This window comes from Paractinoplanes deccanensis, from assembly GCF_016862115.1.
Lineage (GTDB): Bacteria > Actinomycetota > Actinomycetes > Mycobacteriales > Micromonosporaceae > Actinoplanes > Actinoplanes deccanensis.
This window is the reverse complement of record NZ_BOMI01000092.1, coordinates 20,366-43,609: the sequence shown is the minus strand read 5'-3', so window position 1 is coordinate 43,609 and position 23,244 is coordinate 20,366. Positions and strand designations below refer to the sequence as shown.

The 23,244-nt window shown below is 73.2% G+C and carries 27 protein-coding genes; 17 read left to right on the top strand and 10 right to left on the bottom strand.

The genetic code is table 11. The features are described from left to right. The first annotated feature begins 7 nt into the window (after window positions 1–7). Window positions 8–1,201 (top strand): DUF58 domain-containing protein, encoded by a 1,194-nt coding sequence (locus Ade02nite_RS49530; protein WP_239169009.1) that lies wholly within the window; start codon window positions 8–10, stop codon window positions 1,199–1,201. After that, window positions 1,198–2,148, top strand: coding sequence for a VWA domain-containing protein (locus Ade02nite_RS23935; protein ID WP_203768040.1), 951 nt, complete (start codon window positions 1,198–1,200; stop codon window positions 2,146–2,148). The genes Ade02nite_RS49530 and Ade02nite_RS23935 overlap by 4 nt, the downstream gene beginning before the upstream one ends. 47 nt (window positions 2,149–2,195) lie before the next feature. Here Ade02nite_RS23935 and Ade02nite_RS50360 read toward each other — a convergent pair whose 3' ends face one another. From Ade02nite_RS50360 to Ade02nite_RS23920, 4 genes are all read right to left on the bottom strand, one after another. Continuing rightward, window positions 2,196–2,327 (bottom strand): hypothetical protein, encoded by a 132-nt coding sequence (locus Ade02nite_RS50360; RefSeq protein ID WP_275409941.1) that lies wholly within the window; start codon window positions 2,325–2,327, stop codon window positions 2,196–2,198. Window positions 2,328–2,561: 234 nt separating this feature from the next. Further along, window positions 2,562–3,449 carry an alpha/beta hydrolase gene (locus tag Ade02nite_RS23930; protein ID WP_203768038.1) on the bottom strand — a complete coding sequence of 296 codons (888 nt, stop codon included), beginning with the start codon at window positions 3,447–3,449 and terminating at the stop codon, window positions 2,562–2,564. 63 nt (window positions 3,450–3,512) lie between these two features. Continuing rightward, window positions 3,513–4,160, bottom strand: coding sequence for a response regulator (locus tag Ade02nite_RS23925; RefSeq protein WP_203768036.1), 648 nt, complete (start codon window positions 4,158–4,160; stop codon window positions 3,513–3,515). Next, a complete protein-coding gene (locus Ade02nite_RS23920; protein WP_203768035.1) occupies window positions 4,157–5,371 on the bottom strand; it encodes a sensor histidine kinase in 1,215 nt (404 codons plus the stop codon). The genes Ade02nite_RS23925 and Ade02nite_RS23920 overlap by 4 nt, the downstream gene beginning before the upstream one ends. Before the next feature lie 88 nt (window positions 5,372–5,459). Between Ade02nite_RS23920 and Ade02nite_RS23915 the strand changes: the two genes are divergently transcribed. From Ade02nite_RS23915 to Ade02nite_RS49525, 5 genes are read left to right on the top strand one after another with little or no spacing between them, the layout of a single operon-like run. Further along, window positions 5,460–6,164: a beta-ketoacyl-ACP reductase gene (locus Ade02nite_RS23915; RefSeq protein WP_203768033.1), complete on the top strand. Its 705-nt coding sequence runs from the start codon at window positions 5,460–5,462 to the stop codon at window positions 6,162–6,164. Window positions 6,165–6,185: 21 nt separating this feature from the next. Further along, window positions 6,186–6,953, top strand: a complete 768-nt coding sequence (gene fabI, locus Ade02nite_RS23910; protein WP_203768031.1) for an enoyl-ACP reductase FabI — start codon at window positions 6,186–6,188, stop codon at window positions 6,951–6,953. A 20-nt stretch (window positions 6,954–6,973) separates the two neighbouring features. Beyond that, a complete protein-coding gene (locus tag Ade02nite_RS23905; protein WP_203768029.1) occupies window positions 6,974–7,999 on the top strand; it encodes a ferrochelatase in 1,026 nt (341 codons plus the stop codon). Beyond that, the gene (locus Ade02nite_RS23900; protein ID WP_379036545.1) at window positions 7,945–8,778 is read left to right on the top strand and encodes an HAD-IIA family hydrolase; all 834 of its coding nucleotides are present in this window, start codon (window positions 7,945–7,947) and stop codon (window positions 8,776–8,778) included. Before Ade02nite_RS23905 ends, Ade02nite_RS23900 begins: the two co-directional genes overlap by 55 nt. 22 nt (window positions 8,779–8,800) lie before the next feature. Next, on the top strand, window positions 8,801–9,805 hold the full coding sequence (locus Ade02nite_RS49525; protein ID WP_239169004.1) for a L,D-transpeptidase: 1,005 nt from the start codon (window positions 8,801–8,803) through the stop codon (window positions 9,803–9,805). Window positions 9,806–9,938: 133 nt separating this feature from the next. On the opposite strand, the gene Ade02nite_RS23890 is transcribed toward Ade02nite_RS49525, so the two are convergent. Further along, window positions 9,939–11,195 (bottom strand): hypothetical protein, encoded by a 1,257-nt coding sequence (locus Ade02nite_RS23890; protein WP_203768025.1) that lies wholly within the window; start codon window positions 11,193–11,195, stop codon window positions 9,939–9,941. Between the two features lie 164 nt (window positions 11,196–11,359). Here Ade02nite_RS23890 and Ade02nite_RS23885 point away from each other — a divergent pair, with 164 nt between their 5' ends. The 5 genes from Ade02nite_RS23885 (at window position 11,360) to Ade02nite_RS23865 (ending at window position 13,942) form a co-directional block, all read left to right on the top strand. After that, complete coding sequence (locus Ade02nite_RS23885; protein ID WP_203768023.1) at window positions 11,360–12,655, top strand: MFS transporter; 1,296 nt, start codon at window positions 11,360–11,362, stop codon at window positions 12,653–12,655. A gap of 43 nt (window positions 12,656–12,698) precedes the next feature. Next, window positions 12,699–13,097 carry a hypothetical protein gene (locus tag Ade02nite_RS23880; protein WP_203768021.1) on the top strand — a complete coding sequence of 133 codons (399 nt, stop codon included), beginning with the start codon at window positions 12,699–12,701 and terminating at the stop codon, window positions 13,095–13,097. A 124-nt stretch (window positions 13,098–13,221) separates the two neighbouring features. After that, the gene (locus Ade02nite_RS23875; RefSeq protein ID WP_203768019.1) at window positions 13,222–13,428 is read left to right on the top strand and encodes a hypothetical protein; all 207 of its coding nucleotides are present in this window, start codon (window positions 13,222–13,224) and stop codon (window positions 13,426–13,428) included. Then, the gene (locus Ade02nite_RS23870) at window positions 13,425–13,583 is read left to right on the top strand and encodes a hypothetical protein (protein WP_203768017.1); all 159 of its coding nucleotides are present in this window, start codon (window positions 13,425–13,427) and stop codon (window positions 13,581–13,583) included. Before Ade02nite_RS23875 ends, Ade02nite_RS23870 begins: the two co-directional genes overlap by 4 nt. Next, a complete protein-coding gene (locus tag Ade02nite_RS23865; RefSeq protein WP_203768015.1) occupies window positions 13,580–13,942 on the top strand; it encodes a hypothetical protein in 363 nt (120 codons plus the stop codon). Before Ade02nite_RS23870 ends, Ade02nite_RS23865 begins: the two co-directional genes overlap by 4 nt. Here the strand turns inward: Ade02nite_RS23865 and Ade02nite_RS23860 are convergent. Continuing rightward, window positions 13,896–14,387: an NUDIX domain-containing protein gene (locus tag Ade02nite_RS23860; protein WP_203768013.1), complete on the bottom strand. Its 492-nt coding sequence runs from the start codon at window positions 14,385–14,387 to the stop codon at window positions 13,896–13,898. The genes Ade02nite_RS23865 and Ade02nite_RS23860 overlap by 47 nt on opposite strands. Then, window positions 14,380–15,162 (bottom strand): Rv1486c family protein, encoded by a 783-nt coding sequence (locus Ade02nite_RS23855; protein ID WP_203768011.1) that lies wholly within the window; start codon window positions 15,160–15,162, stop codon window positions 14,380–14,382. Before Ade02nite_RS23855 ends, Ade02nite_RS23860 begins: the two co-directional genes overlap by 8 nt. A gap of 89 nt (window positions 15,163–15,251) precedes the next feature. On the opposite strand from Ade02nite_RS23855, the gene Ade02nite_RS23850 reads away from it, so the two are divergent. Next, window positions 15,252–16,049, top strand: coding sequence for a DUF3097 domain-containing protein (locus Ade02nite_RS23850; RefSeq protein ID WP_203768010.1), 798 nt, complete (start codon window positions 15,252–15,254; stop codon window positions 16,047–16,049). Here the strand turns inward: Ade02nite_RS23850 and pdxR are convergent. Next, the gene (gene pdxR / locus Ade02nite_RS23845; protein WP_203768008.1) at window positions 16,036–17,418 is read right to left on the bottom strand and encodes a MocR-like pyridoxine biosynthesis transcription factor PdxR; all 1,383 of its coding nucleotides are present in this window, start codon (window positions 17,416–17,418) and stop codon (window positions 16,036–16,038) included. The genes Ade02nite_RS23850 and pdxR overlap by 14 nt on opposite strands. A 66-nt stretch (window positions 17,419–17,484) precedes the next feature. Here pdxR and Ade02nite_RS23840 point away from each other — a divergent pair, with 66 nt between their 5' ends. Both Ade02nite_RS23840 and Ade02nite_RS23835 read left to right on the top strand, forming a co-directional pair. Continuing rightward, window positions 17,485–18,393, top strand: coding sequence for a DMT family transporter (locus Ade02nite_RS23840; RefSeq protein ID WP_203768006.1), 909 nt, complete (start codon window positions 17,485–17,487; stop codon window positions 18,391–18,393). Between the two features lie 30 nt (window positions 18,394–18,423). After that, entirely contained in the window at window positions 18,424–19,149 is a 726-nt protein-coding gene (locus tag Ade02nite_RS23835; RefSeq protein ID WP_203768004.1) for an SDR family oxidoreductase, read from the top strand. Window positions 19,150–19,161: 12 nt separating this feature from the next. On the opposite strand, the gene Ade02nite_RS23830 is transcribed toward Ade02nite_RS23835, so the two are convergent. Next, a complete protein-coding gene (locus tag Ade02nite_RS23830) occupies window positions 19,162–20,460 on the bottom strand; it encodes a serine hydrolase domain-containing protein (protein WP_203768105.1) in 1,299 nt (432 codons plus the stop codon). Window positions 20,461–20,612: 152 nt separating this feature from the next. Here Ade02nite_RS23830 and Ade02nite_RS23825 point away from each other — a divergent pair, with 152 nt between their 5' ends. After that, a complete protein-coding gene (locus Ade02nite_RS23825) occupies window positions 20,613–21,062 on the top strand; it encodes an NfeD family protein (protein WP_203768003.1) in 450 nt (149 codons plus the stop codon). A 9-nt stretch (window positions 21,063–21,071) separates the two neighbouring features. After that, complete coding sequence (locus tag Ade02nite_RS23820) at window positions 21,072–22,208, top strand: SPFH domain-containing protein (RefSeq protein WP_203768001.1); 1,137 nt, start codon at window positions 21,072–21,074, stop codon at window positions 22,206–22,208. Window positions 22,209–22,218: 10 nt separating this feature from the next. Here the strand turns inward: Ade02nite_RS23820 and Ade02nite_RS23815 are convergent, their stop codons facing one another. After that, entirely contained in the window at window positions 22,219–23,199 is a 981-nt protein-coding gene (locus tag Ade02nite_RS23815; protein WP_203767999.1) for a saccharopine dehydrogenase NADP-binding domain-containing protein, read from the bottom strand. Window positions 23,200–23,244 lie beyond the last annotated feature (45 nt).

Genomic DNA, 23,244 nt, shown 5'->3' with positions numbered 1-23,244 from the left:
CACGGCGCTGGCGACTCCGCTGGAGGGTGAGGCCGGCACGGCGCGGGCCGAGGCGGTGCTGTCGCGGCTTCAGTTGCTGGTCACGCGCAAGCTCGACGGGCTGCTTCAGGGCGACTACGTCGGGCTGCTGCCCGGGCCGGGCAGTGAGGCGGGGGAGTCCCGCGAATACCGGCCCGGCGACGACGTGCGGCGGATGGACTGGCCGGTCACGGCGCGCACCACACTGCCGCACGTGCGGCGCACGGTGGCCGACCGGGAGCTCGAGACGTGGATGGCGATCGACCTGAGCGCCAGCCTCGAGTTCGGCACGGCGCAGTGGCTCAAGAGCGACCTCGTGATGGCGGCGGCGACCGCGATGGCCCACCTCACCGTGCGCGGCGGCAACCGCATCGGCGCGGTCGTGGGCACCGGCTCCGGCGTGCGCGACAAGGGCGGCACGTGGTGGAGCCGCCGGCGGGCACGCAAGGAGAACGCCGCGGCCGGCGCCCCGGGCGCCGGCGACGGCGCGGCGTGGGCGGGTGGACCGGGGTACGCCGGAGCGGCGGGGCCGGGCGCGCCGGGGTTCGGTGGGCCGGGCGCGCCGGGGTTCGGTGGTCCGGGCGCGTCGGGGTTCGGCGGGCCGGGCGGCGAGCGGAGCGGTGGGCCGGGCGGCGAGCGGAGCGGTGGGCCGGGCGGCGACGGCCCGGCGATGGTGCGGATGCCGGCGCGGCCGGGGCGCAAGGAGGCGCAGGGGCTGCTGCGCGCGATTGCCCGTACCGAGATCCGGCCGGGGCGTGCCGATCTGGGCGCGCTGATCGACATGTTGAACAGGCCGCCGCGGCGGCGGGGCGTGGCCGTGGTGATCAGCGACTTCATGGCGCCGGTCGACGGGTGGGCGCGGCCGATCCGCAAGCTGGGCGTGCGGCACGACGTGCTCGCGATCGAGGTCGTGGACCCGCGCGAGCTGGAGCTTCCGGACGTCGGGGTGCTGACCCTCGCCGATCCGGAGACCGGTGCGCTGCACGAGGTGCAGACCGCCGACCCGAAGCTGCGGGCCCGCTACGCTGAGGCGGCGGCCCGGCAGCGGGGCGAGATCGCCCGGGCCTTGCGCACCGCGGGGGCCGCCCATCTGCGCCTGCGCACCGACACCGACTGGCTGCTGGACGTGGTCCGATTCGTGGCCGCCCAGCGACACGCACGCACCCGGGGGACCACCCGATGATCCGTTTCCTGGAACCGCTGTGGCTGCTGGCCCTGCTGCCCGTGCTGCTCGTCGCGGGCGTCTACGTGTTCCGGCAGTTCCGCCGCCGGCAGTACGCGATGCGGTTCACCAACGTCGACCTGCTCCGCACGCTCGCCCCGAAGGGCCTCGGCTGGCGCCGGCACGTCTCCGCGGCGGCGTTCCTGCTCTCGCTGCTGACCCTCGGCGCCGCGCTGGCCCGGCCCTCGGTCGACAAGGAGGAGCCGCTCGAGCGGGCCACCGTCATGCTCGCCATCGACGTGTCGCTGTCAATGGAGGCCGACGACGTCGCGCCCAACCGGATCGAGGCGGCGCAGGAGGCGGCCAAGGCGTTCGTGAACGAGCTGCCGGTCACGTACAACCTCGGTCTGGTGTCCTTTGCCAAGTCGGCGAACGTGCTGGTGTCGCCGACCAAGGACCGCTCCGAGGTGATCTCGGGGATCGACTCGCTGACCCTGGCCGAGGCCACCGCGACCGGTGAGGCGGTCTTCACCTCGCTCGACGCGATCCGCTCGGTGCCGGCCGACGGTGCCGACGGGGCCCCGCCCGCGCGGATCGTGCTGCTCTCCGACGGCTACCGCACGTCGGGCCGTTCGATCGAGGACGCGGCGACCGCCGCCTCGCAGGCCAACGTGCCGGTCTCGACGATCGCGTTCGGCACCGACTCCGGCGTGGTCGACATCCGCGGCGCGCTCCAGCGGGTGCCGGTCGACCGGCTGTCGCTCCAGCAGCTGGCGGAGAAGACGGACGGCTACTTCTACGAGGCCGCGTCGGTCGGCGAGCTCAAGAAGGTGTACGAGGACATGGGCAGCTCGATCGGCCACCGCGTGCAGCCGCGCGAGGTCACCCAGTGGTACGCGGGGGTGGCGCTGCTGCTCGGTCTCGCGGCGGCGGCTTCGAGCCTGCTGTGGACGTCCCGGCTGCCGTAGCACCCGGCGATCAAAAGCTGCCGTAGTGCCCGGCGATCAGACGCGGATCACGGGTTGCCGTGCACGAGGACGAACAGGACCACCACCCAGACGGCGGCGATGGTGAAGCTCAGGGGTGCGACGAAGTTCTTCATCTCGAGTACTACTTCCGCTCGGTGACGGGCGATGGAAGCGCACACGGTCACGTCGCGGCCGGCACCCGCGCATCCGGCGTCGCGGTGCACACGACTGGGCCGGAGCCGTACGGAACGTGACGGCGCCGGTGGATGCGGGGCGGTGAAGAGGAACGCGTCAGCGACGGGGCTGACGAACGGCCCGGCCGCGACTAGGAGGATCGCTATCTCGCACAGCGATCACCTCCACTAGTCGTTCCGGCGTCTGGACCGGAAGGCACAATACCCCTTAAGACTCCGCTAAGAAACTTGCCCCGCCCGATCGTGTCGAGCAACACCCGACAGGACGACATCGCCGACCGCGCGCAGGGTGGCACTGCCCGGGGTCAGGTAGTAGTCGTGGCCGGCCACACCGTCCGTGGGCAGCGGAGACGCGCCGAAGTCCGGATTCGACGGCCGCCGGCCCAGCCCCACGCCGAGGAGCCGCACCTCGGGGATCCGGCGGATCCAGTCGGTGGGGGCGAGCGCCGACCAGACCCGCGCGCCGCCGAGGTCGGCGGCCCGGGAGGCGCCCACGCCGGGGGCGCCGAGGGTGACGATGTCGCCGACCCAGGGCAGCCGCGGCGCGGCCAGGCCGGCGACCAGCGCGCCGTAGCTGTGCCCGATCAGCGTCACCGCGGCGGACGGCCGCTGCCCGCGCAGGTCCTCGACGAAGGCGACCAGCGCGGCGGCTCCGGCGCGGGCCCGCCCGAACGTCGCCGCCGCCGGGCCGACGCCCTCCGGCGGGTCGTAGCCGAGCCACGCGATCACGGCGGTGTGCGGGTCGCGCTTGCTCAGGTGCTCGTACAGGGCGCGGGCCTGCACGCCGGGCGCCCGCCGCGGCACCCCGCCGAGCCCGCGGTCGAAGTCGGCGAGGACGGTGCCGACGCCCGGCACGAGCACGGCGATCCTCGTCGCCGTGGCGAGGTCGCCGAGCACCTCGACGGCGCGCCCGTCGCCGTCCGGGTCGAAGGTGAGGAAGTGACGTCCCTGAGCGGCCCAGGTGGCGTACGGGCATCCGGTGGCGAGCATCCGCACGGCGGTCTCGCGGTAGGCGTCCCGGAAAGGCAGAAGTTGATCATGGGAGGGGGTGGCGGAGGCGGGCAGGGAAAGAGCGGACAGGACCAGGACGAGAGGCAGGATTCGCATGGGCCGCAACGTCCCGCGGCGACGGCACCCCGATCGTCACACCGGGGACCGGACATCGACGTCCTACCCCGGTACTACGAGGCCCGTCTCGTAGGCGAAGACGACCGCCTGCGCCCGGTCGCGCAGGTTGAGCTTGGCGAGGATGCGCCCGATGTGCGTCTTCACCGTCTGCTCGGCCACCACCAGGTCGGCGGCGATCTCCTGGTTGGACAGGCCGCGGGCGATCAGGCGCAGCACGTCGGTCTCGCGCGGGGTGAGGGCGTTCAGCGCGGCGGGCCGGGGCCGGTCGGCGGCGGGCAGGGCCGCGAACTCGGCGATCAGCCGGCGGGTCACCGAGGGTGCCAGCAGTGCCTCGCCGGCGGCGACGACGCGTACGGCCTGGATGAGGTCGGCGGCGGGAGCGTCCTTGAGCAGGAAGCCGCTCGCCCCGGCGCGCAGGGCCGCGTACACGTAGTCGTCCAGGTCGAAGGTGGTCAGAATGATGATCTTCGCGTCGGCCGTGGACAGGCGCCGGGTGGCCTCCAGGCCGTCCATCACCGGCATGCGCACGTCCATCAGCACGACGTCGGGCCGCAGCTCCCTGGACCGGGACACCGCGGCCTCGCCGTCGGCCGCGTCGCCGACCACGAGCATGTCGGGCTGCGCGCCGAGCAGCGCGCCGAAACCCTCGCGGACCATCGCCTGGTCGTCCGCGATCAAGATCTTGATCACTCCGTAGCCTCCACGGGTAGGACCGCCCGTACCACGAAAACACCGTCGGCGGGGCCGGCGGTCAGCGTGCCACCGAGCAGTGTCGCGCGCTCCCGCATCCCCGCCAGCCCGTGCCCGCCGTCGTTGACCGGGCCCGCGGCCGGGTTGCTCACCTCGATCTCCAGACGCGGCGAGCTCTCGGCGGGGGCGGTGCCGCGGGCGACGATCGTGACGGCCGCGGTGGGCGCGTGGCGGGCCGCGTTGGCGAGGGCTTCCTGCACGATGCGGTACGCGGCGAGGCCGACCGTCTCGGGCAGCGCCGGCACGTCCTCGTACCGCAGGGAGACCTCGACCCCCGCGGCCCGCGCCGTCTCGACCAGGTCGTCCACCTCGGCGAAGCCCGGTTGCGGGGCGCGCGGGGCATCGCCCTCCTCGGCGCGCAGCACCCCCAGCAGCCGGCGCATGTCCGTCAGGGCCTCCCGGGCCGCTGTCGCGATGCCGGCCAGCTCGTCGCGGGCCTCGGTGGGCAGCCCGCCGAGCCGGTAGGGGGCGGTCTCGGCCCGTACGGCGATCATCGACATGTGATGGGCGACCACGTCGTGCATCTCGCGGGCGATGCGGGCGCGCTCCTCCAGCACCGCCCGCTTCGCCCGTTCCAGCTCGGTGACCTCCTCCTTCTCGGCGAGCAGCCGGCGGGTGCTGCGCCACCGGTGCAGGATGTCGCCCATTACCGAGATCGCCGCCACCAGCACGGCGGCGCCCCACGCGTTGGCGTCCGGCGCGTAGACGAAGAGCGGCACCATGGTGAAGGCGGCCGCCCACGCCGTCAGCGCGGTGTCCTGGGTGAGGGCGAGCCGGCCGAGCACGAAGAGGAAGCCGAGGATCTGCACGGTGTTCCACGGCCACGGCTCCTTCGGGCCGACGTTCATCGAGCCGATGAACAACATCACGTAACCGAGCCGCCAGCCGAGCACCGGCCAGCGGAAGGCGATCACCACCGGCAGGACCGAGCCGACCGCGATGACCGCGATCAATACGCCGGGCGCTTCGCGGTTCTCGCCGATGTACGTTGCCGCAGCTCCGCCCAGGCCCAGCAGGACGAGGAGGCCCACCGGCACCAGATAGACCCACGGTCTGCGCCGCACCGGCGGGCGCGGCGTCTCCCGGCGCCAGAGCAGCCGCCGCAACGGCCCCGTGGCGTTGCGCCGGGACAGGGGGCCGATAGTCTCCATCCCGGCAGGTTACGGCGCCGGCGGTGCGCCGTCGTGCCCCCGAGGTGCCACCCGGCACCCCCTACCTGGGTATGAGGAGCGTTTCGTCGTGGCTCGCACGGTATTGGTGACTGGCGGCAACCGGGGCATCGGCCTCGCCATCGCGCGGGCTTTCGCCAAGCAGGGGGACAGGGTCGCGGTGACCCACCGGGGCAGCGGCGCGCCCGAGGGCCTGTTCGGCGTGCAGTGCGACATCACCGACCCGGCCCAGGTCGACGCCGCCTTCACCACGGTGGAGAAGGAGCTCGGCCCGGTCGAGGTGCTGGTCGCCAACGCCGGCATCACCGACGACACGCTGCTGCTGCGGATGAGCGAGGAGCAGTTCGAGCGCGTGATCGACACCAACCTCAAGGGCTCGTACCGGGTGGCCAAGCGCGCCAGCTCCAAGATGCTGCGCGCCAAGTGGGGCCGGATGATCTTCATCTCCTCGGTCGTCGGCCTCTACGGCGGACCCGGTCAGGTGAACTACGCGGCGAGCAAGGCCGGCCTGGTCGGCATGGCCCGCAGCATCACTCGTGAGCTGGGCAGCCGCAACATCACCGCGAACGTGGTGGCGCCCGGCTTCATCGAGACGGAGATGACAGCGGTCTTGTCCGAGGAGCGCCAGGCGGAGATCATCAAGGCGGTTCCGGCGGGGCGGCTGGCCAGCCCCGACGAGGTGGCGGCCGCGGTGACGTTCCTGGCGAGCGACGCCGCCGGTTACATCAACGGCGCGGTCATCCCCGTCGACGGCGGCCTCGGTATGGGCCACTAACTGATTGAGGAGCTTTTACTCGTGTCTGGATTGCTGGCCGGCAAGCGGCTGCTCGTCACCGGAGTGATCACCGACGCGTCCATCGCGTTCTCGGTGGCGAAGATCGCTCAGGAGCAGGGCGCCACCGTCGTGCTCACCGGCTTCGGCCGGCTGTCGCTGGTCGAGCGCATCGCCAAGCGCCTGCCGGCGCCGCCGCCGGTCATCGAGCTCGACGTGACCGACCCCGAGCACCTGGCCGCCCTGCCCGGCAAGGTCCGCGAGCACGTCGACGGCATCGACGGCGTCGTCCACTCCATCGCCTTCGGGCCGCAGAGCGTGCTCGGCGGCGAGTTCCTCAACGCGAAGTGGGAGGACGTCGCCAAGGCGATCCAGGTCTCGACGTACTCGTACCAGTCGCTCGCCGTCGCCTGCCTGCCGCTGATGCAGCAGGGCGGCAGCATCGTGGGCCTGACCTTCGACGCCACCAAGGCGTGGCCGGTCTACGACTGGATGGGCGTGGCCAAGGCCGGCCTCGAGTCCGCCTCCCGCTACCTGGCGCTGCACCTGGGCAAGCAGGGCATCCGCAGCAACCTGGTCTCGGCCGGCCCGCTGCGCACGATGGCCGCCAAGTCGATCCCCGGCTTCGAGCAGTTCGAGGACGCGTGGGCCGAGCGCGCGCCGCTCGGCTGGGACCTGCACGACACGTCCGCCGCCGGCAAGGCCGTCTGCGCGCTGCTGTCCGACTGGTTCCCGGCTACCACGGGTGAGGTTGTGCACGTCGACGGGGGTTACCACGCGCTCGGCGCCTGAGCCGGTGACAGTATTGACGGGTGGTCTACGACGCCTTCGTCCTGCTGTCCTTCGGCGGCCCCGAGAAGCCCGATGACGTGATGCCGTTCCTGCGCAACGTGGTGCGCGGGCGCGGCGTGCCCGACGAGCGCCTCGCCGAGGTGGCCGAGCACTACATGCACTTCGGCGGCGTGTCGCCGATCAACCAGCAGAACCGCGACCTGCTGGCCGCGATCAAGGCCGAGTTCGCCGGCAACGGCATCGACCTGCCGGCGTACTGGGGCAACCGCAACTGGCATCCGATGCTCGAGGACACCGTCGCCCAGATGCGCGACGACGGCGTCACCCACGCGCTCGGCTTCGCCACCAGCGCGTACGGCGGCTACTCGTCGTGCAAGCAGTATTGGGAGGACATCGCGAACGCCCGGGCCAAGGTCGGCCCGGGCGCACCGGTGATTTCCAAGATCCGCCAGTTCTGGGACCACCCCGGGTTCGTCGAGCCCAACGTGTCGGCGGTCCAGGCCGCCCTCGCCACTCTGGACGAGAGCCGCCGCGCCACGACCCGTCTGGTGTTCACCGCACACTCCATCCCGGTGTCCATGGCGCGGACCGCCGGTCCGACCGGCGGCCGCTACACGGCCCAGCTGGAGGAGACCGCCCGCCTGGTGCACGAGCGCGCCGCCGCCGACCTGCCCTGGGACCTGGTCTGGCAGAGCCGCTCCGGCCCGCCGCAGGTGCCGTGGCTCGAGCCGGACATCAACGACCACCTCGCCGACCTGGCGAAGCAGGGCGTCACCGACGTCGTGGTCAGCCCGATCGGCTTCGTCTCCGACCACCTCGAGGTGATCTGGGACCTCGACAACGAGGCCGCCGACACCGCCAAGGAGCTCGGCCTCGGCTACGCGCGCGCCGCCACGCCGAACGTCGACCCCCGCTTCGTCGCGATGGTCCGCGAACTGGTCCAGGAGCGCACCGACGGCGCCCCGCTGCGGCGACTCGGTACGCTGCCGGTCTGGGACGACTGCCCGGTGAACTGCTGCACACCACCCCCGCGACGAGGAGCATGATGCCTGAGCGCAAAGCCATCGAGAGCTGGCTCACCGACATGGACGGCGTCCTCGTCCACGAGGGCGTGCCGGTTCCGGGCGCGCCCGAGTTCGTCAACAAGATGAAGGCGTCCGGCAAGCCCTTCCTCATCCTGACGAACAACTCCATCTACACCCCGCGCGACCTCCAGGCCCGGCTCAACCGCATGGGCTTCGACGTGCCCGAGCAGTCCATCTGGACGGCCGCGCTGGCGACCGCGCAGTTCCTGCACGACCAGCGTCCCGGCGGCACGGCGTACGTGATCGGCGAGGCCGGCCTGACCACGGCCATGCACGCGACCGGCTACGTCCTGACCGACTTCAACCCCGACTACGTGGTGCTGGGCGAGACCCGGACCTACAGCTTCGAGGCCATCACCAAGGCGATCCGGCTCATCGACGGCGGCGCGCGGTTCATCTGCACCAACCCCGACGCGACCGGCCCGTCCAACGAGGGCGCGCTGCCCGCGGCCGGCTCCGTGGCGGCGATGATCTCCAAGGCGACCGGCGTCGAGCCCTACTTCGTCGGCAAGCCCAACCCGATGATGATGCGCTCGGCCCTCAACACCATCGAGGCACACAGCGAGAGCACGGCGATGATCGGCGACCGCATGGACACCGACATCCTGTGCGGCCTGGAGGCCGGGCTCGAGACGATCCTCGTCCTCACCGGCATCAGCACCCGCGAGGAGAGCGACCGCTACCCGTTCCGGCCGTCCCGCGTCGTCAACTCGGTGGCCGATCTGATCCCGGAGATCTGATCGGCTTCCTAGAGTGGGTGGTGTGCCCCGATTTCCGAGCTCTCGTCGCGTTGTCGCGGGCTGGGTGTTCGTCCTGGCGCTCACCGCGGGCGCCGGCGTCGCGCGGGCCGCGGAGGGTGAGCGCGAGGGCCTGATCGCGGCCAAGCGGATCGCGGCCGTGCCATCGCCCGCGCCCACGCCCGCCTCCGCGCTGGTCCGCGTGGCGAGGGCGCGACCGGCGCCGGCGGATCTTCCGGTGATCGACTACTGGGGTGCGCCGGGCGGTTTCCCGCGCGACGGGGCGTCCGGCTCTGTGGCGGCGCTCGGCGAGGGCCTGCGGCCGCTGCGCAGGCTCGCCGTCTACGACGCGCCGGGGGGACGGCCCCGCGCGTTCCTGCCGCGCCGGATCAGCGGCCTCGAGGTGACCGTCCCGATCGTGCAGCGCCGCCCCGGCTGGGTCGCGGTCCTGCTGCCGTCGCTCAACAGGCGTCTGGGCTGGATCCCGGGCCCGCAGGCGACGTCCGGCGGAGGAGGGCGGCCGGGCGAGAAGGCGCGGTCCGGCGGAGAAGGGCGGCCCGGCGACGAGGCGCGGTCCGGCGGAGAGGCGCGGTCTGGCGAGGAAACCCGGTCTGGCGAGGACGGCCGGCCCGGCTGGGTGGTGCGGCCGCTGCGGGATCAGCTCGTGGTGCATCGGCGTGAGCGTCGGCTCGTCTGGCTGCGGGACGGGCGGCCGGAGGGGGAATGGACGGCCGGCATCGGGGCGCCGCGGACGGCGACGCCGCTGGGGCGCACCTTTGTGATGGGGCGGACGATCACCCGTGGCGATGTCTACGCGGGTCTCGACGCGCTCGTGCTCGGCGCCGTGCCGGACGATCGGGAGGCGCTGGCTCCGGGGCTGCGCGACGGCCACACGGGCATCCACGCGTGGCGCGACCGGTCCGCCTTCGGGCGCGGCGTGTCCAACGGGTGCGTGCGCCTGCCCGCCGACGCTCAGCGGGCGCTGTTGCGGCACATCGGCCCCGGCACGCCCGTGCACATCGTGGAATGACGGCGGCGAGCGCGTAGACCTCGGCGGCCGCGGAGGCCCGGCACGCGGCGGGCGGAGGGCCGGCGGGCGGAGGGCCGGCGCAAAGCAAAGGCGCCTGCCGGAGCAGGCGCCTCGCGAGAGTCGGGGACCGGCGTCAGCAGGCGCCCTTGGTGACCACCGGCTGCTTGCCCTTGGCGACCTTCAGGCAGGCGTACTGGCCGTCGGCCGCCACCTGGGCGACGCCGCTGCGGACGATGCCGGCCTTGACGCCGTCGCCCTCGGCGTTGCGGTCGGCCACTGCCTGCTTGAGGGCGGCGGCCGCGCTGTCCTGCTCGAGCATCGCGATCTGCACGTCGAGGCCGAGCAGCCGGGCCTCGGTGTAGGCGGTGTCGCCGCCGGTCAGGTCGCCGGCGTCGAGGCCGCCGCCCGCGTACGGCTGGGAGGCCATCAGGCCGGCGGTCAGCTTGCTCGGGTCGATCTTGGTGGCGCCCTCGGGGGCGCTGATCTCGGCGCCCGTGGTGACCTCGAAGCGCAGCGCGGCCCGGCCGGTGGCGCCGTCGATGAACTGGAGGAAGTTCACCTCGATGGCGGTCAGCTTCTCGTCCTTGATCCAGAGGTCGAGGATGATCGGCCGCTCCTTCGGCGCCTTGGGGAGGTCCTTGGCGACGTCGGTGCCGAGCTCCTTGCCGAGGGCCGAGGCGAGCCGCTTGAGCTCCTCGTACCCCTTTGTGGTGGACGACGTGACCGTGAGGTGGGTCGGGTCGGCGGAGTCGCGGACGATCTGGGCGCTCTCGAACAGGTTCTTCGCGCTCGTCTCGATCTCGCTCTTCAGCTTCGCCGCCTGGGCCGGGTCCTCCGTCGGGGTGGCCGCGCCGCCGAGCGCGCCCTCGGCCGCCTTGGCGGCGTCGATCGAGACCCACTTGCCGTCGAAGAGCGCGCCCGCCTCGGGCAGCTCGGCCACGGCCTCCTTGCGGAGCGCCGTGACGTCGCCGGCGCCGAACTTCTGCGCCAGCTCGGCCACCGGGGCCTTGGCGTAGACCACGCCGTCGATGACGCGGATCTCGGTGCCGGTGACGCCGTCGATGGTCGCGGAGATCGACGCGCGGTCGTCCTTGTCGCCCTCGCCGGCCTTGTCGGTGGCGATGGTGAACGACGAGTTGAAGATCTTTTGGAGCGTCGCCGTGTCGGGCACGTCGGACGGGTCCTGGATCTTGAGGCCGGCCGCCAGGTCCTCGGGGCTGCCGGTGAGCTTGACGGTGAAGCCCGTCTGCTTCGCCTCGGACAGCTGCGAGGCGGCGTTGCGCAGCTCGAGCTTGGGCTCCAGCTTGGTGATCTGCTGAGCGCAGGCGCCGGCAAAGGCCAGCGCGGTGGCACCGGCGGCGGTGCCCGCCAGGAAGCGCTTGACGCGCATGTACATCTCCCCCGTATGAAAAGTCAGCAACCTAGGGTGGTCCATCGGCGTCCGGCGCGCCATAGACGAACGTACGAATCACTGTCAATGCGCCACTGAGTCCTCCGTCACGGACGGGCGCTCTCCGATGGCAGGCCGATGCCGTCGCTGGCAACGTCGTGATCATGGATAGAGACGGGCTCACGGTCGTCCCGGAGGCGGCGCCGACCGTCGCCGCGCCGGCCGGCAAGAGCGGCCGCAACGGGTTCCGGGCCCTGCGGTCGGTGCCCTTCCGCTGGTACTTCGGCGGGCAGATCGCCTCGGCGAGCGGCACCTTCGTGCAGCAGACCGCGATCGGCTGGCTCGTCCTCCAGTTGACCGGCTCCGCGTCGGCGCTCGGCCTCGTGCTCGCGGTCGGCGGCCTGCCGTCGCTGCTGTTCGGGCCGTGGGGCGGCAGCGTCGCCGACCGGTTCGACCTGCGCCGGCTCCTGATCGTCACGCAGGCGATCTACGGCGTGCTGGCGCTGGCCCTGTGGATCGCCGCGGTCTCCGGGCACGCCGGGGTGCCGCTGGTCATCGCGATCAGCGTCGCCGGCGGCGTCGTCGGCATCGTGGACTCGCCGGCCCGGCAGGCCTTCGTCTCGTCGCTCGTGCCGCCGGACGACCTGGCCAGCGCGGTCAGCCTCAACGGCGTCGTGATGAACAGCGCCCGGGTGGTCGGCCCCGCCCTGGCCGGCGTGCTCATCGTCGCGGTCGGCATCACGCCGTGCTTCCTGGTGAACGCGGTGTCCTACCTGGCCGTCATCGCCGCGCTGCTGCTGATCCGTCCGCTCGGCGGTCCCCGCCGGGCCCGCGCCAAGGCCACCGGGGTCGCCGACGCGATCCGGTACGCCCGCACGCGCCAGCAGGTGTGGCTGCCCCTGACGATGATGTCGCTGGTGGGCCTGCTCGCGTTCAACTTCTCGGTGGTGCTCCCGGTGCTCGCCGAGCAGACCTTCCACGGCGACGGCGGCACGTACGGCCTGCTGTCCACGATGCTCAGCGTCGGCTCGATCGCCGGGTCGCTCGGCGTCGGCCTGGTCAAGCACCCGAGGCGCCAGTACCTGATCGTCACCGCGCTCGCCTTCGGCGCCGGCCTCGCCGCGACCGCCGCCGCCCCGAACCCCGCCACCGCGACCGTCACCCTGCTGATCACCGGTGCGGCCGGGTTCGCCTTCACCACGCTCGCCTCGACCACGATCCAGCTGCACACCGCCCCGGAGTACCGCGGCCGGATCGTCGCCCTCTGGGTCTTCGTCTACATCGGCACCACCCCGATCGGCAGCGTGATCACCGGCTGGCTCAGCGGCCTCGGTGGCCCGCGCCTCGCCCTGCTGGCCGGCGCGGCGTCCTGCGTGGCCGCCGCCCTGATCGCGCTGCGCGTGAAGACCCCGCCGCACATCGACGACACCCTGCTCGATCTGGCGCCGGGCAGGTCCTAGATCCGATAGTGCGCGCGCCTCCGGCCGCTCCCACCGTGATGGCGTGGCAAGGCCGCGGAACCTGTCCAGGGTTGCCGAGTCCGTCGACGAGGTCGACCGCTTCGCCGCGGAGCTCGACCGCTGGCTCGCCTCGGCCGCCGAGGTCGACGCGCTCGGCCGCTACAGCACGCAGATCGCCGCCCTCGCCGCCGTCCTGCGGCCCCCGCTGGCCCGCTGCCGCGACCACGTGTCGGCTCTGGCCGTCGATCGCGACTCCGGCGCCGTCTACGACGACTGCCGCCGCGCGGACCGGCGGGTGGTCTTCCTGCGTCGCCTGTTCCGGCGGTCATCCCGCCGGAGCGCCTACGTTCCTGTGCGGAGCGGGTCCGGCGCTGGGTCTTCCTGCTCCGGGGGGACCGGTGGTCGGCGACGCCGCGCGGCCGGCGGCCGGGCGAGGAGCTGACCTTCGACGAGCCCCTCGGACACCGGCGGAGGACGCCTCGGCACGGCCGCCTTTTCGTGCCCGTCGAGCACGAGCAGGCCGACTGGGAGGGCGAGATCGCCGCGGCCTCCGGTTGGCCCGACGCGTGGCAGTGGACCTGGGCGCGGTCGTCGAGCCCGGCCGGGAGACCGCCGAGCGCCGGTGCCCGCCGGGTGCCGAGTCACGTGCGCGTGGCCGTCGCCGATGTCAGGGGGCCGAGATCGTCCGCTACGGCCGCCACACCGGCCGTCCCGAGCAGGGCCGCGAGGTCGCCGTACACGTGAATCTCTTTCTCTCCGAGGAGGCCGGATGACAACCGCGCTGTGGAACCGCGTCAGGGACTGGTGGTCCTCGGTGGCCGAGCTGCTGGGCGCGCTGACCACCGAGGACGGTCTCACCGTCGACAAGGGGCACCTGGTGGGGGCGGCCCGGCCCTCGACCATCTGGTGCTGCGGGGCGAGACGATGACCGAACGCGACGACTGGCGCTTCCCGGAGTGGGACGCCCTCGTCGGGCAGGCCATGGAGGCGCGCGTGCTCGGCCAGACGGAGCGGTTCGAGCAGGTGCGCGCCGACGTGCTGACCCGCATCGTGCTCTCGCCCGACCTCAACCCGGTCGACCGGAAGTGTGTGGCCGCCGCGATCCGCGACGAGCTGGACGACTTCGCGCTCGACGCGGCGGGCGAGGAGCGGCCCACCACGGTCGCCCGCGTCATCGCCGAACGGGGGCTGCCGAGCCCCGTGTCGGTGCACAACCTGGAGCCGCCGACCTGCTGCGTGCCTAGCGCGAGGCGAACCACCGGGCCGCGACGGCGGTGTGCAGGCTGAACGCCAGCTCGGTGGGGCCGGGGATGACCTGCCAGCCCAGCGACTCGTCGTTCGGCTCCGAGAGGGGCACGTCGGACACGTGGGCGAGGGCGGTCAGGAGGCCGAAGACGAGCAGGGTGCCGTCGGGGGCGCTGATCGTGTCGTAAAGGCGCACGTCCCCGGGATCTCTGCGGAGGGCCGTCTCCTCGAAGAGCTCGCGGACGACCGCGTCCTGCCATCTCTCGCCGTGGTCGATGAAGCCGCCGGGCAGCGCGAGCTTGCCGACGGCCGGGGGCACGGCGCGCCGGACCGTCAGCAGGCCGCCGCCGACCGGCTGCACCGCGACGCCCACCGGGGCGGGGTTGCGATAGGTGGTCTCGCCGCAGGCGCCGCAGGTGCGCGGCCACCCGCGGGCGGGGCCGAAACGGGCCCCGCAGAACGTGCAGTGGGCGAAGAGGTCAGGCATGCAGCGGGGAGTTGCAGGCGGCGACCAGCGCCTGCCGGCACGCGGTGGTCAGCGGCCTCAGCGCCGCGTCGCGCTGCTGCGCCTCGAAGCCGTTGACCGCGCCGCCGGGGGCGCTCGTCTCGGCGAGCGCGAGGACCTGGTCGAGCACGCTCGCCCGGGCGAAGAGCCGCCGGGCCCGCGGGTCGAAGCCGGGCGGCAGGGTGGCCGTGCTCTCCGGGCGGCGCAGCGCCTGGAGAGCGCCGGCCAGCTCGGGTTTCCACTGGGCCACGTCGAGCTTGGTGAGCTGGGCGGTCGCCTCGCTCAGCGCGAGGGTCAGCTCGCCCTCGGCCTCGGCGGCGCCCATCTGGAAGACCGGGCGGTAGTCGGCGACCGGGAAGTAGCGCCAGATCACCGTCTCGAACTCGACCCCCGAGCCGGAGACGTGCCGGCGGACCTCGGGCACCACGCCGAACTCCGGCGTCATCACGGCCTCGCCGGCGAGCATCGCGGCGCCGGTCAGCTCGCCGGGGCCGGGCAGGCCGCGCGGGTCGCCGGGCGCGGGCAGCACCAGCCGGATGTCGTCGGGGTGCACCTTGGCGAAGGCCGGCAGGCCCTGCGGCAGCGGGACGTCGGTCCACGTGCCGGGCGCGTCGGCGACGAGGTGCTCCTCGTCGCGGGCGATCTCGTCGGCCAGCTCGTCGAATGGCACGAGCCCGGCACGCCAGGCGCGGACCCAGGACACGAACCGGGTGGAGCGCCGCGCGGTGCGGGTGGCCGCATCAGCTGCGGGGGACATGCGAGCAAGGGTACGTGCCCACCGGGAAGGTTGTCTCGGCCGGAGAGTCATAAGTGGCGTGTCCCAACGCACGGGTTACGGTGCCTTGCATGTATGGGGAGGACGTGCTGAAGGGCAACTGGCGCAAGCGCCGGACGGTGCCCGAGGTGGACGCCGAGCGGGACCTGGTGGTCGAGGACGCGGAGTCCGGCTTCTGCGGCGCGGTGGTCGGCTTCGAGCTCGGCGCGGTGGTGCTCGAGGACCGGTTCGGCAAGCGGCGCAACTTCCCGCTGGCGCCGGCCGCGTTCCTGCTCGACGGCGAGACGGTGACCCTGCGCAAGCCCGCCGCCCCGGCGCAGGCCCAGCGGCGGATCACCGCGTCGGGCTCGATCGCCGTCGACAACGTGCCCGCCCAGGTGGCCAAGGCGAGCCGCATCTGGGTGGAGGGCATCCACGACGCCGCGCTGGTGGAGCGCATCTGGGGCGACGACCTGCGCATCGAGGGCATCGTGGTGGAGCCGCTCGACGGCATCGACGACCTGGCCGCCGCGGTGCGCGACTTCCGGCCCGGCTCGCGGCGCCGGCTCGGGGTGCTGGTCGACCACCTGGTGGCGGGCTCGAAGGAGAGCCGGATCGTGGCGTCGGTCACCGACCCGAACGTGATGGTGACCGGGCACCCGTACGTCGACATCTGGCAGGCGGTCAAGCCCGAGCGGGTGGGCCTGTCGAAGTGGCCGGTGATCCCGCCCGGCCGGCCCTGGAAGGAGGGCATCTGCGAGGCCGTGGGCGTGCGCGAGCCGGCCGACATGTGGCGGCGGATCCTGCGCTCGGTGAGCAGCTACAGGGACGTCGAGACGCCGCTGATCAACTCGATGGAGCGGTTGATCGACTTCGTCACGGTCCCATGACCGCCGCGAGCCGCCTCGCGGCCTCGGCGAGGCGGTCGGGCGGCTGCGCGGCGTAGCCGAGGATCAGGCCCGGCGGTCCGGGCCGGTGCCGATGCCACGACAGGGGATGCACGAGGACGCCCGCGCGCGCGGCCCGCTCGGCGAGCACGGTGTCGGGCGTCTCGCCGTCCAGCATGATCATCAGGTGCAACCCGGCCGCGACGCCCGTGACCCGGCACCCCGGCAGATGGGCGCGCAGCCCGGCCAGCAGGGCGTCGCGGCGTCGCCGCTGGCGTGACCGTACGGCCCGCAGGTGCCGCTCGTAGTCGCCGCTCGCCAGCAGCCGGGCCAGCACGAGCTGCGGCAGCGCGGGGTTGCCGAGGTCGCTGTCGTGCTTGGCGGTGAGCAGCTCGGCCTGCATCGGCCGGGGCGCCACCAGCCAGCCCAGCCGCATCCCGGGCGCCAGCGACTTCGAGACGCTGCCGCAGTACGCGACGTGGTCGGGCGCGGAGCCCTGCAGCGCGGCGACGGGCGCCCGGTCGTAGCGGTGCTCGGCGTCGTAGTCGTCCTCGATCACCAGGCCCTCCCAGGCGAGCAGGGCGCGCCGGCGCGCGGGGCTGAGCACGACGCCGGTCGGGAACTGGTGTGCCGGCGTCAGCACGGCCGCGTCCTGGGTCAGCCGGTCGACGCGCAGGCCCTCCTCGTCGACGGGGACCCCCTCCGGGCGTACGCCCCAATGCGCGAGCTGGTCACGCGCCCCGCGCGACCCCGGGTCCTCCACGGCGACCGCGTCGCGGCCGTGCGCGTGCAGGGTCTGCGCGAGCAGGGCGAGCGCCTGCGCCACGCCGCCCACCACGATGACGTCGTCGGGCTCGCAGCGCACCCCGCGGACCCGGCCCAGCCAACCGGCCAGCTCGGCGCGCAGGCGCGGGGTGCCGCCCGGGTCGCCGTAGCCCAGATCGGCCGCGGTGACCTCGTCGAGGACGGCGCGCTCGGCGCGCAGCCAGGCGGCGCGGGGAAACGCGGCGAGGTCCGGGACGCCGGGGGAGAGGTCGATGTCGATGCCCTCGGGCGCGGGCAGCGGCAGGCGCAGGGCGGCGAGGTCGCGGCGGCGGTCGGTGGTGCGCCGGGCGGCCGCCGGCGCGGCCGTGACGACGGTGCCCGCGCCGGTGCGCGCGGTGGCCAGGCCCTCGTCGACGAGCCGCTGGTAGGCGTCGACGACCACGCCGCGGGAGACCTCCAGCTCGGCGGCGAGCAGCCGGGTGGCGGGCAGCCGCGCGCCGGGCACGAGCCGGCCGGCGCCGATCGCGGCGCGCAGCGCGTCGGTGAGCCAGGCAGTGAGGCCCTTGGACGGCGCCTCGGCGGGCCGCAGCTGGAGGAAGTCGGACATTGGTCCCCCTAGGGCTGCCGTGATTGGTCCTTCAACCGGACCATATCCGAGACGAGCATCGGTCGTGTGACAACTTTGCCCGCCCTGTCCGGGGCCCTTGGAATGGTCTTCGTCGGTGGCAGCGTCGCCGTCTCCGGCCTGCTCGCCGACGCTCCCGTCATGGGGATGCAGGCGCTGCGGTACGCCGTGGCCTGCCTGCTGCTCGTGCTCTACGCCCGGGTCACCGGGCGGCGGCTGGTGCGCCCCCGCGGCGCGGAGTGGCTCTGGCTCGGCGGGGTCGTCCTCACCGGGATGTTCGTGTTCAACCTGGCGCTGGTGCACGGGTCCCGGCACGCGGAGCCGGCGGTGCTCGGCGTGGCGGTCGCCTGCGTGCCGCTGCTGCTGGCGGTCGGCGGGCCGCTGCTGGAGGGGCGCACGCCCGCGCCACGCCTCATCGCGGCGGCCGCCGTCGTGACCCTCGGCGCCGTCCTGGTGCAGGGTCTCGGCCGCGCGGACGGGATCGGCCTGGCGTGGGCGTTCGTCACGTTCCTCTGCGAGGCCGGCTTCACGCTGCTGGCGGTGCCGTTGCTCGGGCGGCACGGCCCGCTCGGCGTGTCCGTGCACTCCACGTGGATGGCGGCGGTCCTCTTCGGCGTCTTCGCCGCGGCCTCCCAGACCCCGCGGCTGCACGCCGACGACCTGCTCGCCGGCGCCTACCTGTCGGTCGCGGTGACGGCGATGGCGTTCGTGCTCTGGTACTCGTGCGTGTCGGCGCTCGGCTCGGCCCGCGCGGGCCTGCTCACCGGCATCGCCCCGATCGCGGCGGCGGCGACCGGGGTGGCGCTGGGCGGTCCGATGCCGAGCCCGCTGGTCTGGGCCGGCATCGGCCTGGTGGCGGCCGGCCTGGCCGTCGGCATGGGCGGAGGCTCACAAAAATCGGCGATACGCAGATCGCGTAACCGTGCTATCGTTTCCGTATCAGCGATACGTGAGTGACGTATCCGCACTAGCTTCGAGGTGAGACTCATGGCTGTAGCAGTTGTCACCGGCGCGTCCCGCGGCATCGGCCGGTCCGTCGCCGTCGCCCTCGGCGCCGCCGGTCATGACGTCGTCGTCGGCTACGCGGGCTCGCCGTCGGCGGCCGAGGAGACGGTCTCCCTGGTGCGCGAGGCCGGCGGCCGCGCGGTGGCCGCCCAGGCCGACGTCGCCGACGAGGGCGCCGTCGCCGGCATGTTCGACCTGGCCGCCAAGGAGTTCGGCGGCGTCGACGTGGTGGTCAACTCGGCCGGTCTGATGCTCCTGTCGCCCGTCGCCGACCTCGACCTGGCCGACCTCGACCGCATGCACCGCACCAACATCCGGGGCAGCTTCGTGATCGCCCGCGAGGCGGCCCGCCGGGTCCGCGACGGCGGCGCGATCGTCTTCGTCTCCACCTCGGTGGTCGGCCTGCAGTTCCCGGCGTACGCGGGCTACGCGGCCAGCAAGGGCGCGGTCGAGGCCATGACGCTGATCCTCGCCCGCGAGCTGCGCGGCCGGAACATCACCGTCAACACCGTGGCGCCCGGCCCGACCGCCACGGATCTCTTCCTGGACGGCAAGGACCAGGCCACCATCGACCACCTGGCCAAGCAGCCGCCCCTCGAGCGCCTCGGGCAGCCGGAGGACATCGCCGGCGTCGTCGCCTTCCTGGCGAGCCCGGCCGGCCACTGGGTCAACGGCCAGACGGTCCGCGCCAACGGCGGCATCATCTGACCGCCGGGCGCGTCAGGCCAGGTGGGCCGGGTCGCGGCTGAAGACGAAGGTGGCGATGTCGAGGCGGTCCACCTCGCCCTCGGGGTCGCGGAGGACGGCGAGGACCTCGCCCTCGTTGTCGCCGTCGACGCCGCGCCAGCGGTCCGGTGCCTCGCGGGTGAAGCGCGACCAGTGCTGCGGGCCGGTCATCTCCAGCGCCTCGCCGACCGCGGTCACCTCGTAGTCGCGGCCCATCCACCACCAGCGGCCCACCAGCGCGGCGGCCTCGCCGGCCGGGGGAGCCGGCGGCTGCCACGGCTCCGGCGGCGGGGCGGGCTCGGCGTCGAGCACGGTGCTCAGCGTCTCGAGGGACACCTGCTTGATGCCGGTGCCGCGCAGCCCGTACGCGTTGGCGAAAGCGATCACGCCCAGCCGGCTGCGGCGATGGACCGCCAGGTGGGCGACGTAGCCGGGCATCGAGCCGCCGTGGCCGACGAAGACGCGCTCGCCGACCCGGAACAGCTGCGGGCCGAGACCGTGCCCGCTCGTCCACGACTCCAGGTCGCTGATCACCACGGGGGCGCACATCTCGTCGACCGTCTCGCGGGACAGCACCGCGGGCGCCGGGTCGGTCCAGAACGCCGCCCACTTCGCCATGTCGGTGATCGTCGACCAGAGCTGGCCGGCCGGTGCCATCGCGCCCGAGTCGAGGCGGGGCTCCTCGTGCATGGTGCCGCCGAGCGCGTGCACCACGTAGCCACGGGCGAACGGCTCCACCGGCGCGTAGGTCGTGCGCTTCATGCCGAGCGGGTCGAGCACCCGCTTGCCGACCAGGGTCTGCCAGCTCTCGCCGGTCACCCGCTCCAGGACGGCGCCGAGCAGGCCGTACGCGAGGTTGGAGTAGCGGAACCGGCGGAACGGCGGGCCGGCGATCTTGTCGTAGCCCAGGTCGGCGAGCAGCTTGTCGACGTCGCCGCCGGTGGCGCGCTCCCACCACGGGCCGTCCGGCTCGCGCTGCAGGCCCGAGACGTGCCCGAGCAGCTGGCGCAGCGTCACCCCGCCGATCGGGGTGCCGGGCAGGTGCCGGTAGAGCAGGTCGTCGAGGGCGAAGAAGCCCTCGTCGCGCAGCTGCATGACCATCGTGGCCGTCATCGTCTTGGTGATCGAGCCGAGCCGGTACTGCGTCTTGGCGTCCGGCCGCGGGTGCTCACCGGCGAAGGACTGGTGCAGCACCGCCCGGTCCCGCACGACGGCGAGGGCGAACGACGGCGTACGCCCCTCGGCCTGCGCCCGCGCGGCGATCTCGTCGACCCGCCGGCCGGTCTCCGGCATCAGCGAAGGCAGCAGCGACACGGTGGACCCTCTCGATAGCGACTGATGAGTACAACTGCCTCCCGACGATATGGCTACGCCTTCTCGTGTCTTTTGCGGCCCGCCGCGATCGGCTTGTCGCGGTGCGTGCGCGGGCGTGCAACGATCGTTATGTGGAAGCGGTTCTCTGGATCGTGCTCGGCATCGCATTGGCGATCGCCGAGGCTTTCACGGCCACCTTTCTGATCATTTTCTTCGCGGCCGGGGCGCTCGCCGCGGCCGGTGTGGCCGCCCTCGGCGCGCCACTTCTCCTCCAAGTGATCACGTTCGCGGTCGTCTCCGGCGTCTCGGTCTTCGCGCTGCGGCCGATCATCCTGCGGCATGCCCGGCCGGCCCTCGAGAGCGGCGAGACGCCGTTCGGCGTCGAGGCGATCGAGGGCAGCCACGGCACCGTCCTCGAGGAGGTCGGCGGCGACCACGGCATGATCAAGCTGGACGGCGAGCTCTGGCAGGCCCGTTCCTTCGACGGCAACGAGAAGTACCTCCCGGGCGAGCGCGTCCGGGTCATCAAGGTCCAGGGCGCCACGGCCATCGTGTGGCGCGACGACCTGCCCAACATATAGAGAGGCGCCATGGAAGCTGTGATCGGTGTTCTCATCATCGTGATCGTGGTGTTCGCCATCGTCACGCTGCTCCGGTCCGTCCGCATCGTCCCCCAGCAGCGCATGGACGTGGTGGAGCGCCTGGGCAAGTACAAGCGGACCCTCACCCCGGGCCTGAACCTGCTGGTCCCGTTCATCGACTCGGTGCGCAGCAAGGTGGACATGCGCGAGCAGGTCGTCTCGTTCCCGCCCCAGCCGGTGATCACCTCGGACAACCTGGTCGTCTCGATCGACACGGTGCTCTACTTCAAGGTCGTCGACCCGGTGCGGGCCACGTACGAGATCGCGAACTTCCTTCAGGCGATAGAGCAGCTGACCGTCACCACGCTGCGCAACGTGATCGGCTCGCTCGACCTGGAACGTGCGCTGACCAGCCGCGAGGAGATCAACCGGCACCTCTCGTCGGTGCTCGACGAGACGACCGGCCGCTGGGGCATCAAGGTCACCCGCGTCGAGATCAAGGCGATCGAGCCGCCGCCGAGCATCCGCGACTCCATGGAGAAGCAGATGCGCGCCGAGCGTGACCGCCGCGCCGCGATCCTCAACGCCGAGGGGCACAAGCAGTCCCAGATCCTCAGCGCCGAGGGCGAGAAGCAGGCCGCGGTGCTGCGCGCCGACGGTGACCGGCAGGCCCGCATCCTGCAGGCCGAGGGCCAGGCCAAGGCGATCCGCACCGTGTTCGACGCGATCCACCAGGCCAACCCGTCCCAGAAGGTGCTGGCCTACCAGTACCTCCAGGCGCTGCCGCAGATCGCGAACGGTGCGGCGAACAAGATGTGGATCGTGCCGACCGAGCTGACGAAGGCCCTCGACGGTCTCGGCGGCGCGCTGGGCGGCCTGGCGAACATGGCCGGCGACAAGCCGACCTCCGAGGTCAACGCGGGCGACGTGGAGCGCGAGGCGGCTGCCGCGGCCCAGGCCGCTGCCGCCGAGGCCAACAAGATCAATGAGGCCGTACGGGAGGCAGAGGCGCAAGTCAGCGGCGACCCGGACCGCACGGCCGCCCTCCCGGCCCCCGAGCCGATCCCGCCGTCCGCGGCCCTGGGCGGCGCCGACTACAACGGCGCCGCCGACCTTGACGGCAGGCAGGAGCGCGAGCGCGCCTGACCCATCGGCGCTAGGGCGCGGCCGGTCCTCCCACGGGGCCGGCCGCGCCTTCGTATTCCAGGGGCAGCGCCCGCAGGAAGTCCTCGGCATCGAACATCTTCCCGGCCGAGGCCACGCCGGTCGTCCGCGTGCGGCCGTCCAGAATGCGCTGGACAGCCTCGACCGCGAGCGGCGCGCTGACCGCGTAGATGTCGCGGCCGTGCACGGTGGCGCGCCGCTCGGCGCCGTCCCGGCGCACGATCGCGTCGACGGTGAACGTCTCGGGGACGCGCTCGCCGGTCGCCCGGCCGGCCAGGCCACGCGCCGCCTCGACGGTCATGTAGCTGCGTACCTCGGGAATGTCCAGGTGGCTCGGCACGGTGACGATGTCGGCCATCGAGAAGCCGGCGAGGACGGTGCGCCGGCCGCCCGGGAAGTCCCAGTCCAGCGTGGGCAGGTCACCGTCGGCGTCGTAGTAGTCCAGCCGGCCGCCGGTGTACCGGACCCGCCGGCCGCCGCGCCGCTCGTGCGAGACCGCGCCGGCGGCGAGAGTTCCCGCGGTCGGGTGCCAGCCGCTCAGGCCGTACGCGATGTGCGCCTCGCCGGCGGTGTCCCAGTCACCCATCGCCGCGGTGACGAGCAGGTCACCGAGACCGCCGAAGAACGCCATCGCGGGCACGACCGCGTGGTGGGCCGGCTTCGCGCGGGCGAGCGTGTCGGCGTTGGCCTCGATCTCGGCGGCCACGTCGACGTACGGGATCCCGGCGCGCAGCGCGGCCTCGATCACCGGCCCGGCGGTCGACGCGAACGGACCGGCCGTGTTGATGACCGCGTCGGCGCCGCTCAGGTCGAGATCGTCCAGGGCGGCGACCCGGTGGGCGAGATCCGGGAAGGCCGCCGCCAGCTTGGCACCGTCGCGGCCGAGGGGTAACGGCACGAGCCCGCGCTCACGTAGCTCCGCCACCACGAAACGGCCGGTGTGCCCGTACGCGCCGAAGACCGCAATGTTCATGACGTGAGCCTCGCAGCGACGGTGCGGGCGCACGAGTGTCCGGAA

Excerpts from the sequence above, each read along its gene's own strand:
- Ade02nite_RS23935 (WP_203768040.1), top strand. The coding sequence starts at position 1,198 with ATGATCCGTTTCCTGGAACCGCTGTGGCTGCTGGCCCTGCTGCCCGTG.
- Ade02nite_RS23930 (WP_203768038.1), bottom strand. The coding sequence starts at position 3,449 with ATGCGAATCCTGCCTCTCGTCCTGGTCCTGTCCGCTCTTTCCCTGCCC.
- Ade02nite_RS23920 (WP_203768035.1), bottom strand. The coding sequence starts at position 5,371 with ATGGAGACTATCGGCCCCCTGTCCCGGCGCAACGCCACGGGGCCGTTG.
- Ade02nite_RS23890 (WP_203768025.1), bottom strand. The coding sequence starts at position 11,195 with ATGCGCGTCAAGCGCTTCCTGGCGGGCACCGCCGCCGGTGCCACCGCG.
- Ade02nite_RS23885 (WP_203768023.1), top strand. The coding sequence starts at position 11,360 with ATGGATAGAGACGGGCTCACGGTCGTCCCGGAGGCGGCGCCGACCGTC.
- Ade02nite_RS23870 (WP_203768017.1), top strand. The coding sequence starts at position 13,425 with ATGACAACCGCGCTGTGGAACCGCGTCAGGGACTGGTGGTCCTCGGTG.
- Ade02nite_RS23865 (WP_203768015.1), top strand. The coding sequence starts at position 13,580 with ATGACCGAACGCGACGACTGGCGCTTCCCGGAGTGGGACGCCCTCGTC.
- Ade02nite_RS23860 (WP_203768013.1), bottom strand. The coding sequence starts at position 14,387 with ATGCCTGACCTCTTCGCCCACTGCACGTTCTGCGGGGCCCGTTTCGGC.
- Ade02nite_RS23855 (WP_203768011.1), bottom strand. The coding sequence starts at position 15,162 with ATGTCCCCCGCAGCTGATGCGGCCACCCGCACCGCGCGGCGCTCCACC.
- Ade02nite_RS23850 (WP_203768010.1), top strand. The coding sequence starts at position 15,252 with ATGTATGGGGAGGACGTGCTGAAGGGCAACTGGCGCAAGCGCCGGACG.
- pdxR (WP_203768008.1), bottom strand. The coding sequence starts at position 17,418 with ATGTCCGACTTCCTCCAGCTGCGGCCCGCCGAGGCGCCGTCCAAGGGC.
- Ade02nite_RS23835 (WP_203768004.1), top strand. The coding sequence starts at position 18,424 with ATGGCTGTAGCAGTTGTCACCGGCGCGTCCCGCGGCATCGGCCGGTCC.
- Ade02nite_RS23830 (WP_203768105.1), bottom strand. The coding sequence starts at position 20,460 with ATGCCGGAGACCGGCCGGCGGGTCGACGAGATCGCCGCGCGGGCGCAG.
- Ade02nite_RS23820 (WP_203768001.1), top strand. The coding sequence starts at position 21,072 with ATGGAAGCTGTGATCGGTGTTCTCATCATCGTGATCGTGGTGTTCGCC.
- Ade02nite_RS23815 (WP_203767999.1), bottom strand. The coding sequence starts at position 23,199 with ATGAACATTGCGGTCTTCGGCGCGTACGGGCACACCGGCCGTTTCGTG.